4 protein-coding genes are annotated in these 13,400 nt (G+C 51.6%); all 4 read right to left on the bottom strand.

What is annotated here, in order from left to right; genetic code table 11:
- Positions 1–17: 17 nt before the first annotated feature.
- The 4 genes from AC53GJ_RS01690 to AC53GJ_RS01675 are packed head-to-tail and all read right to left on the bottom strand — an operon-like array spanning position 18 to position 12,631.
- On the bottom strand, positions 18–5,474 hold the full coding sequence (locus AC53GJ_RS01690) for a type I polyketide synthase (RefSeq protein WP_496730802.1): 5,457 nt from the start codon (positions 5,472–5,474) through the stop codon (positions 18–20).
- On the bottom strand, positions 5,464–8,631 hold the full coding sequence (locus AC53GJ_RS01685) for a non-ribosomal peptide synthetase (RefSeq protein WP_496730801.1): 3,168 nt from the start codon (positions 8,629–8,631) through the stop codon (positions 5,464–5,466). The genes AC53GJ_RS01690 and AC53GJ_RS01685 overlap by 11 nt, the downstream gene beginning before the upstream one ends.
- On the bottom strand, positions 8,628–10,325 hold the full coding sequence (locus AC53GJ_RS01680; protein ID WP_496730800.1) for a cyclic peptide export ABC transporter: 1,698 nt from the start codon (positions 10,323–10,325) through the stop codon (positions 8,628–8,630). The genes AC53GJ_RS01685 and AC53GJ_RS01680 overlap by 4 nt, the downstream gene beginning before the upstream one ends.
- Positions 10,322–12,631, bottom strand: a complete 2,310-nt coding sequence (locus AC53GJ_RS01675) for a penicillin acylase family protein (RefSeq protein WP_496730799.1) — start codon at positions 12,629–12,631, stop codon at positions 10,322–10,324. Before AC53GJ_RS01675 ends, AC53GJ_RS01680 begins: the two co-directional genes overlap by 4 nt.
- Positions 12,632–13,400 lie beyond the last annotated feature (769 nt).

Here is a 13,400-nt window from a genome sequence, read left to right as displayed (position 1 = left end):
CTTTTCCCTCATTTTTATCACTGTTGACGCCGACGCGCCGCAGCGGCTTTTTTCTTCTCAAGTCTGGCGCTGATAGCAGATAACACCTGGTCTTCGGCTGGATCTTGCGCCCTGGCCATAAAATCGGTCAGACGCTGAATAGTCGGATGGTTATACAATTCGACAACCGGCAGTTGGGTGTTAAACAACTGCTGCAGTTTTTTATGCATTTGCATCAACAGTAACGAATCTCCCCCTAAGGCAAAAAAATCGTCCTGGATCCCAACCTGTTCCAATCCCAGCAGTTGCTGCCATAACCCGGCAAGTTGTTGTTGCGCCGGCGTTCTTGGCGGTACAAAAGCACTCTCCAGCTCAGGTCTTGGCCGCTGAGGACGTTGTTGAATGTCCGGCTCGGCAAATAACCCCGTGTGCCCATCGGCTGCTTTGCGGTACCGGCTGTTAAAGTCACTGACGGCATAAAGACTGACGGCTGCGGGCTGCCGTAATACTTGCTCCATCACCTGCATTGCAGTGTCATTCGTGATCCCAAGCGGCATTTTTTGGTGCCGGTAGACATAAGCAGGCAAAGGCAGATTGGCCGCAGCAGCCTGGTTCTGTAATGCGCTGTCGATCCGGCGCATGGTGAACCCTTGCGCCTGAACCAGCATTTGCCCCTGTAAATCAAATAACTCGACAGTAAAACTCATCACGCCATCACCGCGCTGCCCCGGTTCCAGTCTGACATAGCTGTAGAAGGTCGCCGGCAAAGGTAAATACTGGCTGAGGCGGTGATAACTGATCGGTATATACACCCCGTCATCAATGAAAGCGCGCAGAAAAGACACCGCACAATCCAGCAGTGCCGGGTGCAGAGTTAAACTGCGGACATCAGCAACAACAGCGGCCGGTAATTGCAGCAGTGCCAAACCTTCCGCCTGGCCAATCCAGACTTTGTCAAAGCAATCCCAGCGTTGACCGTATTTCATTAATCCATCTTGTTCCGCTGCCGACATCTGCACTGACATCGCCTGGGCACCTAAATCAGCTGCCCCCCGGATCTCGGTTAACCGGTGCTGATCCAGTCGTGGTAACAACAATTCTGCCTGCAATCCACTGACTGCAGGCATCGTTTTCGCAACGGTCAACTGACCACGGGCATGCAACTGATACTGCTGTGATAACGGCTGATAACTGCTGATTTCAAATTGCCAGTTGCCATTCACCAGTTCCAGACTGGTATATACATCGGCATGTTCACCTGGCTGTAATGCCAGCCCCGCAAGGAAATACACATCAGAAAACTGCACCGCCAATGTCGCACTCTGCTGCTGCCAAGCCGCAGCAGCGAGTTGCAAATAGGTCGTCCCCGGCACCGTCGGCACGCCCATCACCCAATGCTCTGCCAGCGGCCAGTCTTGCTCTGGCTGCCAGGTGGTGCGATAGACCTGCAGTTGTTCCTGCTGGACGAGCAAATCCCCCAACAACGGATGAACGGCAGCTTTCAGCGTTTGCACCTTACCATTCAGTGCATCAACCGCCATGCCCGCTTCCTGCCATGCATCCCAGCGAACACTGCGAACCTGATAGATGCCACGACTGTGAGCCATCTGCGCCACTGCATCCAGCGCGGCGTTGGCCGCACAATAATCCAGTTGGCCCATACCGCCGAGCACTGCTGTGACTGAAGAAAACAGCAACAAGAAGTCCAGCTGTTGTTGCTGACATAACTCAACCAGGGCGCTGGCACAGGCAATTTTGGTGTCAATCACGGCTTGAGCCCGGCTCAGTTCATGGCGCAACAACATTTGCTCACCCGGCACACCTGCCAGATGAAAGACACCATTTAATGTACCGAATGCAGTCAGAGCACTATCCAGTAACTGAGCAACAGCTGTCGGCTGTCGCAGATCTGCCGCCACCGCAATCACTTCACCGCCAAGGGCGCGGATCTGTGCTAAAAGCGGATGATCGGCCCTGGCGTGGCGACTGGCTAAAATCAGCCTGGCCTGATAATGGGTAGCCAGATATCGCGCTAGCACTGCGCCGGCACCGCCAAAACCGCCCGTGATCAGGTAAACCCCTGCTTTTTTCAATTTAGTATCAGGCTGCTGACTGACCTCAGCCTGGTGCTGATACTCGGCGTGCCAGAGTAAGTCACCGCGCAGCGCTGACTGCAACGGCAATAACCGATCAGCTTGCTCTTGCCCTGGCGCCGCTTGCAGCGCCGGACTGTTCAGCAAAAGTGCTATCCGTGCACTCTGTTGTGGTAATTGCCCCTGCCGGAGATCCAACTGGTGGCAAGACCAATGGGGAAACTCCTGCGAAATGACGCGCAACGGACCGTAGATCAAAGCTGCATCCGGATTAATCTGTTCATCGCCACTGACGCGGCAGGCATCTTCAGTCAGAGCCAGGCAGACGATCGGCTCAGCCGCAAATTGAGCCATACTCTGTGCCAGCAGAAATAACGCCGCAAAAGGCTGATACCTCTGCGCCACAGTCCTGGCCTGCCAGTTCAGCAACACAGCAGAGGGCATCTGCCCCAACCGCAGTAACTCTTGTAATAATTGCTGATAATGGGCAGGCTGCTCCGGGTCTAACTGGTAACTGTCTGTCTGCAACCGGCTATACTGCGCAGCAATCTGTACGCTAATCACCTGACGGCCTGACTGATGCAGCAACTGCTCCAGCGGCTTTTCATCATCCTGCATCGAACGGAACCACAACAAGGCTCCGGCCTCTGCAGCAGCCAATTGGCTGGGCGCCGGTACTAAACCGCTGAACTCACGACAACGCCAACATTGCTGGTAAAAGCCGGCACCTGCCACAACGGCAGCCTTGGCAAAACCGCGGAATTGCGGCGCATAATGTTTCCGTTCAAAAGCATAAGGAGGTAATTGGATATGGCGGGCATCTGCAGCCAGCAATTGCGACCAGTCCGGTTCCAGTCCAGCCCCGAAACACTGCCCCAGCAGTTGATAAAAGACATGGACATCATCTTCCTGAGAGCGACTGCCCCGCAAACTGGTCAACTGCTGATGTTGCCAGGCCGGGTGTTTTGCTGCCAGACCGAGCAGCGTTTTGCCAGGCCCGACTTCCAGAATCAGCGCGTTTGGCTGCTGAAGTAAGTTGCCGATACCGTCCGCAAACCGCACCGGCTGCCGTAAATGTGCCAGCCAGTAATCCGGCTGGCATACTTGTGCCGGGTCGGCCCAATGCCCGGTCAGATTCGACACAAAAGGTAAGGTCGGCGGCTGCAGCCGGACTGACGCGAGCACCTGAGCAAAAGCTGGTAACACACTGTCCATCATGACAGAATGAAAAGCGTGTGATGTCTGCAGCAAAGTACAGGCAATGCCCTGTTGTTGCAGCGTTTTCTGACAAGCCTGAATGGCATGGACCGGACCAGACAACACCACATCTTCCGGACTGTTCCAGGCAGCGATGGCCAAAGCCGGCCAGAGGGTTAGATCCAGTTGCGACTCTGCCGCATGGACCGCCAGCATTGCACCAACCGGAGCTACCGCCATCAGACGTCCCCTGGCTAACACCAGCCTGATCGCATCAGGAAGTGAAAACACCCCGGCCAGACAAGCCGCGACATATTCACCTAGACTATGGCCAATCAGGCCCTGTGGCTGCAAACCGTAGTGTTGTAAGGTTTTTGCCAGCGCATACTCCACCACAAACAGACTGATTTGAGCTAAGTCGGTAGCCCGCAGTTGTTCGGCGCTGGCGATCTGATCGTTATCGCCCCACAATAATGCCGCCAGATCTGGCCCCTGTTGCTCCAGTACGAGCTGACAGCACTGCTCAGCATGCCGACGAAACTCTGGTAGCTGCCGGTACAGTCCGGCCGCCATTTGCGGATATTGCGAGCCCTGTCCGGTAAATAGCAGATACAAAGGCCCAGTCGAAGCAGTCTGCACTGGTGCAGTTGCTGCAACAAGCGCACCTTCAGACTGGCAAATCAGCACAGCCCGGTGCGAGAAACGTCGACGTCTGTAACATAAACTGAACGCCATATCAGTTGGCCTGACACCACCAGCCTGCAGTTGATGTTTTAAGCTGGTTAACTGAGCTGTTAATGCCGCAGCAGAATGTGCTGAAACCGGCAATAGCTGTAACGAGGGCTGTGCCGGGGTATTCGGTAACAACACAGGCCGGGTTCGCGGGTATTGCTCCAGAATGACGTGGGCATTGGTGCCACCGATACCAAAGGAACTGACTGCGGCACGATGCAAGCCGCTGCCAGGCCAGTCCAGGGTCCTGTCAGCAACCTGCAGACTCTCTGCTGAAAATTGGCACTTCGAATTGGTTTCAGTCAGATGCAGACTGGCCGGAATTTTCTGATGGTGCAGTGCCAGAACTGTTTTAATCAGACCAGCCAGACCAGCAGCAGTATCCAGATGGCCGATATTACTTTTAACACTACCAATATAACAGGCGCTACTGCGCTGCCGACCATAAACCCGTTGTAACGCTTCCGTTTCAATAGGGTCGCCCAGTAAAGTGCCGGTGCCATGTGCTTCAATATAACTGACACTGCTGGCGCTGACGCCTGCAAGTTGCAGCGCTGCCTGCAACACCCGCTGCTGCCCGCCGACACTGGGCGCGGTATAGCCCGCTTTATCCTGACCGTCATTGTTGACGGCCGAACCTTTGATCACCGCATAAATCTGATCACCAGCCTCGATCGCATCCTGCAACCGCCGTAACACCACAAAGGCCACCCCATCGCTGAGCACTGTCCCTTTGGCATCGGCGGCAAATGGCCGGCACACCCCATCGGGTGCCAGGATCATGCCTTCCTGATAGAGATAACCTTGCAGCTCGGGCTGAGCAAGTTCCGGATTCGTAGACAATGACACCGCGCCTGCCAGCGCAAGATCCGAATCACCACTGAGTAAACTCTGACAAGCCTGATGCACAGCCACTAAACCGGTAGAGCAGGCAGACTGCACCGTGACTGCAGGTCCGGTCAAGTCTAGTTTATAAGCCAGCCGGCTATTAAAAAAATCACGGCTGATCAGATTCAGCACTTCGTAAGCAGCAGCACCACCTTCAGTTGCCACTTCACTGTACTGCGCTGTCCACAACGGATTGGCGGAAGCGCCGCCAAATACCCCGACCAAGCAGCCTGGCGGTACTAGACCGGCATAACCTGCATCTTCCAGCGCCTGCCAAGCCGTTTCATGATACAAACGCAGTTGTGGGTCCATCAGCACAGCTTCGCGATCACTGTACTGAAAAAAATTGGCATCAAAAGCAAAACTGTCTGCCAGCACACCTTTACTGCGCACATAGGCTGGATCTGCCAATTGGCTGGCCGGTATACCGGCATCGAGCAGTTGTTGTTCGGTAAAATGCTGAATGCCGCTGCGTTCCTGCATTAACAGTTGCCAGAATTCATGAACTGAAGGGGCGGATGGAAATTGGCCTGCCATGCCGATAATTGCAATCTCGCTGCCCTGATAGCCTGTTTCAGACTGCATCTAACTGTTTCCTTGTGTTTAATCGTTGTTGCAAACGCATACGGCCATGCTGCACTTTGACGCTCTGGTCCGGCTCGGCGATGGTCGGCTGGTGTTGTTGTTGCCAGTGTGCGACCAACCGCTGTACTGATGGGTTGGCAAATAAATCGACGACCGTCAGCGTGCGCTGGAACTGCTGACTAATCAGGCTGGCTAATTCGATCATGTCCTGCGAGCGCGCGCCGGCATCAAACAGATTGGTATATTCGGTCAGCCCTGCGATTTGCAGGTGGCCGCTGATCAATTGCAGCAGCTTTTGACTGACATCATTGGCTGGCCGCTCTGCTGTGGAATTCGTCGCGATAGCACAGTGCTCTGCCGGTATCGGCAGCGCTTTCAGATCGGTTTTTCCACTCGGTGTTAATGGCAGAGCAGACAGATGAACAAACAATGCCGGCAGCATCTGCGGCGGCAACATCAGGTATAAAGCTGCCCGCATGGATGGAACGTCCAGTGGTTCAGCAGAACAATAGTAAGCAACTAATGACTCCCGCCCGGAGGCCAGCGTTCTCACTTGCACCGCTGCATCTCTGATGCCGCTTAATTGTCGCAGCGCAGCTTCTATCTCACCGGGCTCAATCCGGTAACCAAGATATTTCAGTTGTTGATCCTGACGGCCTACAAACAAAAACTGACCATCGGCCAATCGCAGCGCCAGATCACCTGTCTGGTACCAGCGCTGACCCTGCCACTGGATAAACTTTTCTGCCGTCTGGTCGGGCAATCCCAGATACCCCTGAGCCAGCCCTTGCCCACTAATATATAACTCACCTTGCCAGCCATCGGGCAATGGCCGTAACTGTGCATCCAGGATTACCATTGCCGTTCTGTCAATCGGATAGCCGATACTGTGGGGCTGCCACTGCGCCGTCACTTCAATACAACTGGACCAAATGGTTGTTTCAGTGGGACCATACATATTCCACAACCGGGCAACTTTAGTCCTGAGTTCAGTGGCCAGATACTCGGGTAACGCCTCGCCTCCGGTCAGCGCAATCAGATCAGTCCGGCCTTGCCAGCCGCTGGCCAGCACCAGTTTCCAGGCGCTTGGCGTCATTTGCACCATGCTAATATCCGGACTGTGCAACGCCTGTAGCAAGGCAGGTAAATCCTGACTTAGCGGTTGCGGCAAGATCCGCACTGCAGCCCCGACATACAGCGGCAATAATAATTCCAGCAGCGCAATATCAAAACTGAATGGGGTCACCGCCAGCACCGTATCCCGCCAGGTTAACCCCGGTCTGACAGCCATACTGGCCAAAAAATTCGCCAACGCCTGTTGTGGGATCGCCACGCCTTTGGGCCTGCCGGTCGAACCCGAGGTATACAACAGATATGCCAGCGGCTGATGAACGACCGGAACCGGCGGCAACTCAGACGTTTGCACAGCCATCTGCGCAAGCGCAGCAACGTCAATCACCAGCGCTTCAGCACTAAGCTGCACTGACAACTCCAGCCATTCCTGCGCGGTCAGCAGCAAACTGGCCTGACTGTCCTGTAACATCAGTTGCAACCGCTGCTGTGGATACGCGGGATCCATCGGCACAAAAACAGCCCCTAACTTATGCACAGCCAACATCGCCAGCGGCATCAGCGGCGAACGGCCAAACAGCAATGCAATAGGGTCCCCAGGCTGAACACCTTTATCACGCAACAGCAATGCCAATGCCGTGGCCATCAGCTCCAATTGCTGATAACTGTAACTTTGCTGACAAAAATGCAGCGCCGGCCGCTGTGGCGATTGCCTCGCATGATGCTCAAATTGTTGTAACAGCGTCGGTATAGTGGCAACTTCTGCCACCGGAGCCTGCCAGTCAGGCGCATTCAGTTGCAGCTCTGATAACATAATTGCCGGATTGCTGACCACTTGCGCCATCAACCGCAGCAGTAAACGGCAACAGTCAGCAGCCGTTTCCGCCGTGAAATATTGCAGGTGATAATCCAGTTGCCATTCCACCGGCTGAATTTCACCGTTGTCCCAGATCGTTAAATTAAAAGGGGTTGTCTGATAAGGGTTTTCTATATACTGGTAGCTGGCGGCAGCACCAGCAAACTGGCAGCTGTTATTTAATTTCAGATAATTCACGCCAATATCAAACAACCCCTTGCGCGCATCCGGCCCCAGAGCATCGACCATCTTACCGATCGGATATTTCTGATGGCGGAACACCCGCTGCTGCTGCTGTTTGACCTGTTGCAAGAATTGCAGGAAGCTCTGGTTCTCATCTAGTTGTAAGACCACCGGACTGAGACTGGTAAACAGCGCAATCATCTGCTTCTGTCTGGCTGCAGTTCTGTTATGCGCCGGCACCCCGATACAAAATTGGGTCTGTGCTGTCAAACGGGCAAAACACAAGAAAGTTAATGCCAGGATCAGACTATGCGGACTTTCAGCAAACGACGGATCCGCACTGAGCCATTGCTGGTATTGCTGGCGCTCAATCGGCAACCTGTATCTGGCACTGCTGGCCAGACCGCTGAGTTTGCTCTGACCCGACTGACGTTCCAACACGGTTCTGCGTACATCTTGCAAATAGATCTGCCAAAACTGAGCATCTTTCTGCAACCGGTTTGACTGCTGATAATGCAGATCATCAGCATAATACTGCGTCAGTTGATCGGGAAGTTGCTCTGCTCTGCCTGAGCTGTATGCCTCCGCCAGCGCTGTCGCCCAGTTCGCAAAGCCCCAGCCATCAATGATCAGATGATGCGCCAGCCCGACAAACCAGATACGTTCGCCTGGTAACAGGATCTGATAAGCCTGATATAAACGCGCTTGCTCCAGCCGGAACGGCTGCGCAAATAAGGTGTTGATTTCAGCCAGTGCCTGTTGTTCTGCCATCGGATGTTGGCGCAAATCCAGCAAGGTTAAATCATCCTGCTGATCAGCATCATCACCAAACACCGGACCTGAGCCGGTGTATGACAAACGCAACCTGAACATTGGATGCGCTGCGACAACTGCCCGATGCGCAATCGTCAGCTGCGCCGCGTCTGCCTGGGCAATATCGATATAACCACCAATGGTATATTTGGCAGTACCAGCCAAATGTAACTGATCAAAATAGACATCCCGTTGCACCAAAGACAGCGGAAACTGGTTCACGGCTGCATTCATACCGACTCCTGCGCAACAGTTCCAGTCGGGACGCAAACCGGGGTCTGCTGAAGTTTACTCATCTGACCTGCTTCAAACTTCACCAACTGGTCGGCGCAATGGAAATAACGGTCATCATGAGTGATGGCAATAACGGCTTTGTTGCGTTTTTTTAAGCCCGGTAAAATTTGCAGATAAAACAACTCCCGAAACTCTGGATCCTGATCGGCCGCCCATTCGTCAAACAGATATAAATCCCGGTCTTCCAGTAAGGCCACCATTAATGCCAGCCGACGGCGCTGACCATCCGATAATTGCAAGGTGGAGAATTTGCCATCACGGATCTGAACCTTGTCTTTCAGCACCAGTACATCAAGCAAAAACTGAATTTCCAATGCGCATTCCGGCCGCTGCCAGTCAATGCCATGCAATTGATTAAAAAGGAAATAATCACTATACACCGCGCAAATCGATTGACGGTAACTATTGATATTTGTCGCATTGAGCAAGACATCATCAAACAATATTTCGCCGGCAGTGGGCAAGTAATGCAGGGTGGCGACTTTACAGAAGGTCGATTTTCCTGAACCATTTCCTCCGACAATAAAGGTAATTTCACCACGCTTGATGGTTAAATCTACCGGCCCAACTGCAAAACCACTGCCATCATACTGATAACGCACAGCCTGAAATGTAAGTTGCTGCCATGGGGCTGACGGTTGATAGTTTTCGGCATGCGGCTCTTCGGAGAGTTGTGAAAACACAGCATTGATCTGCTGCAACGAAATATTGGCTCTGACAATTGCTGGAAAAGAATCCAGTGCCCATTTCACTGGACCTGACATGTAAAGCAGTACCATCACCACAGCCAACAATTCGGACTGCGTCACTGGATAATAGTTAACAAACACGAACACCATGTAGGCAATAATGAAATAACTCAGCATCATTCCATAGTTTTCGGCGAAGATGCGCGCCAGTTCGCCCCGGAAGGTATTGCTTCTAACACCGTCATCATTGAACAGTAGTTCCCGACGGTAAAAACTCTCCCTTCTGGCATGATTCAGTTTCAGTTCTTTTGCGCCGGTGACCAAGCCACGAAAAGAATCCTGCAAGTGCTCGGTAAAGTGACGGGCTTCGGTGTAATAACGGGCAGCAATAACCAGCAGCAATTGGTAACTCAGGCCCGCAGCCAGCAGAAAACCGATGATAAAATAAAAAACGGGCCTATTGATCAGGCAAAGATAAATCAGTACGCCGACAATCATCACCAGGCTCACCAGTAATACCGGCACCGTTTCCGCACCCGCGACTACTCTGTTCACATCTGTGGTCAGGGTGGTAATCAGTTTCGACGAGCCAGTTTGCTCCAGATTAGAAATTGGCGATTTGCGAATACGTTGGTATAAATTTTGCCGCATTGCAGTGGCAAACCCTACCGCAGACCGTTGTAACACCAGCATGGAGCAAGTCTGAGTTAGCAGGATCAGGACACAGGCCAGCAGAAATACCAAAGCCAGTTGCGGATGGGCGACCTGCATTCCAAGCCATAACGTCTGTTCGCTGCGCCCTTCTGCCAAAGCAGCGAAATTATCAACTGCAATCAATAACAAGGGTAACAAAGCGCTGTATAACAAGCCGGCCACCACACTCGTGACTAACGAAAGCACCATGGCATTGGGCGCAAATCGACCTAATTCAGTGAAAATTTTCATGGTTGGGGCCTTAACTGACTGAAATGAACGGGGGCAGAGGACGGCTGGATTAACTGCCCCTTGCTGAGCAGTGGCAGCATGTCGTCATAATGTGGACTGAGCCAAGAACCCGACTGACCGGTTGAATTGACGTAATAATGACTAAACCCACGCTTTTCAGCAGCGATCACCTGACGAAAGCTGGCGCCAAAATCTTGTTGATAGCCGTTGACCGGATCATAGATATAACCACCAACATTTACGGTATCTATCGAACCAACCCCTACTTCCCGCCGTTCAAAAATACTGCGAACTGAGTTGAAGCCACTAAAAGGCATGTGCATATACACTCTGGGAGCAAGCCGCGACCAATTCCAGCCTGCGGGGTCAGTTCCTTGCAGTCGCGTCAGTTCCTGCGTCGCCCCTTTCAGTGCTTGAGCAATTTCTATACTGCATGCCACTGGTTTCGGCGCACACCATAATTCAGGCTGATCCAGTACAGCTTTAAACTGCTGGCGTGTCGGTAACTCTGCTGAAGTGCCGGCATTTAACCAACGCTGCTGCAATCTTTCATGCTGGATTGAGGCAAAGCTTTTGCTGAATAATGTTTTGGTTAGATATCGCAAAGTCACCTGATACAAAGCGGCAGCAGCCGGATCTTGTTGCATATCGCCGTTCCATTGGCACAAACGGGTATAATCTGCTCGGATGGCATGATCAATACACAAGCGCTGAATCAACTCCGGCGCTGCAGTATCCAGTTGATCAATCTGGATATCCTGCATATCCTTGACCGTAAGCTTTGCACCTGCCTTCATCCGTTGTTGTAACAATTGCTCAATACGCTGCGCTCTGGCAGGTTCAGCCCAGTCATAGCTAAGGTGATAGGGATAGTCTGGCGGCAGTTGATTTTGATTAGCGTTAACGATGTAACCTGACACCGGATTAAATTGCTGTGGCATGTCCTGCCATGGGATCATACCTGTCCAGCCAAAATCTTGCTGTGCCGTGGGTAGTATACCGGTTGCAGTACGACGAATTGGGATCAAACCGGCGGCACTATAACCAATATTCCCCTGTTGATCGGCATACAAATAATTAATGGTTGGAGCGACCTGCAATTGCAGCGCGGCGCGAAATGACGTCCAATTGGTTGCATAATTCAGCTTGATTAATGCCGTGATGGTTTGATCTTCCGCTTGCAGAGCAGTCCATTTCAGTGACATTGCAGTGGTATCGCCTTGCTGATAACCAATCAAAGGACCGTGTTCAGTTGCGGCAATTGTGATCTGCATCGGCTGTGCAGGGGGCCTTAATGCAGCAGGAAAATCGGTTCTGACCAGGATGGTTTCCTGTCGGAATTGCAAAGGTTGCCAGCCGGCAGCAGTGCGGTAAAAGTTAGGCCGGGTCGGATCAAGTTGTTCAATCACATAATCATGTGTGTCAGCTGGCAGGTTGGTACCTCCCCAACTGATGAACTGATTATGTCCAAACAAAATCACCGGCAAACCTGGCATGGTCATCCCTTTGACCGCTAAGGAAGGGCCTGCTAATTCAGCTTGATACCATGAGGAGGGAATAGGTAAGGCTAAATGTGGGTCATTCGCCAACAAAGGTTGGCCATTCTGGGTATGCTGGCCGGCCACAACCCAGGCATTACTGCCAGCACCAATTTTACCAATGCCAAGTTGCTGCGTCAGTTGCTGGCTGCCAAGGCTCGCTTTTATTGCAGAATGTGTCGCTGATTTAGCGAGTGGAACCTCAGATACAACTCCAGGGTAAAGGCTGGCAAATTGATCCTGTCTTAGTGCTGCGGCCGTAATCAGCCGGTCTGATTCCTGGCTGATACCAAATGCTAACCCCAGCGCCAGCAACTTGCCCACTAATACTGAATGTTCTGGCCGCCAAGGTTCAGGCTGGACAGAAAACATCCTGAATTCTGCCGGCAATTGCTGCTTTTGTTGCGCGATCCAGGCGTTTACCCCTTGACTATAAGCGGCCAACACCTGTTGAGTCTCAGCAGGTAAGCGCTCATACGCTTGCCTAGCGCTCAATGACAGGCCATAAGTGCGCATCATGATATCGGTATCAACTGCTGTTTCACCAAAAATCTCAGCCAGTCGGCCTTCACCGGTCCGACGCTGAATCTCCATCTGCCAGAGTCGATCTTGGGCCTGCACAAAGCCCATGCCATAAAACACATCCAGATCGGTGTTGCCGACGATTTTCGGCACCGCAAAGTTATCCCGCTGAATTTGTAGGGGATGCTGTAACCCAATAACGGTGAAGTCAGCATCATACTGCGGCAAGCTGCGATAAAGATGCATTGCAAAGACCAGGCACACAGCCACAACAGGCAAAAACACAACTAGTAATAATCGGTACATGAGCGGATAACGCGTCAACATATGTTTTCCTGTATGCATCACCGTAACCGCAGAAAAATGCTGACTAAATATTGTTTTAATCACAAGCTTCTGGCGGCTTGGTTGTTAACAATTAATGAATGAAATTCACTACTGTTAACTTCGCACACCGCAAGTGACAAAACTCACCTTAAAAAATGATAAAAAAGTTATTTATAAATTATTTTCAATAAATAAAGATTGAATTACTCTGTTTTTTCTATATTTATCAAGAAGATAAAATAGATCAATTGTTTATAACAAAAGCCAGCCTAGCGTTAAATACCTGCCTTCCCCTGCCCTTAACTGCTGTAAGATCTTGCCAACAGCATCCAAACAAAAAAATTAAATCAGGGATTATCAAAAAAATATCACGGCAATGCCGTTATAATGAAAACAGTATGTTGCATCAGTTGCAGAATTCAGCAATGACTATACTTGGCAACAAGGTGAGAACTCGATAATCGTTTTCTTAGTTCAGTAAAGGTAGCTATGGATTGAAAATATATATTTGCAGCTGGCCCGATCTGGCAGGACGACTGAAAACTTTTATCAGTGTCATCAAATTAATCATACCGAGTATGGTCGCCAAGAACAGTGTTAAAACTGCGTAAGCGGTATTCAACCTATATATTTGAAAGAAAATAACAATGCCAGTATCAGACCAACTTATCGGTCAGTTATTCGCTGA

The organism is Rheinheimera sp. B2H12, assembly GCF_059620065.1.
This window is presented reverse-complemented; position numbering and strand designations above follow the sequence as displayed.

What these genes read in the sequence shown, in the direction of transcription:
- AC53GJ_RS01685 (WP_496730801.1), bottom strand. Translation starts at nt 8,631, where the DNA reads ATGAATGCAGCCGTGAACCAGTTTCCGCTGTCTTTGGTGCAACGGGAT.
- AC53GJ_RS01675 (WP_496730799.1), bottom strand. Translation starts at nt 12,631, where the DNA reads ATGCATCTTTATCGCAGCTTGCCGCAGTATGATGCTGACTTCACCGTT.
- AC53GJ_RS01680 (WP_496730800.1), bottom strand. Translation starts at nt 10,325, where the DNA reads ATGAAAATTTTCACTGAATTAGGTCGATTTGCGCCCAATGCCATGGTG.
- AC53GJ_RS01690 (WP_496730802.1), bottom strand. Translation starts at nt 5,474, where the DNA reads ATGCAGTCTGAAACAGGCTATCAGGGCAGCGAGATTGCAATTATCGGC.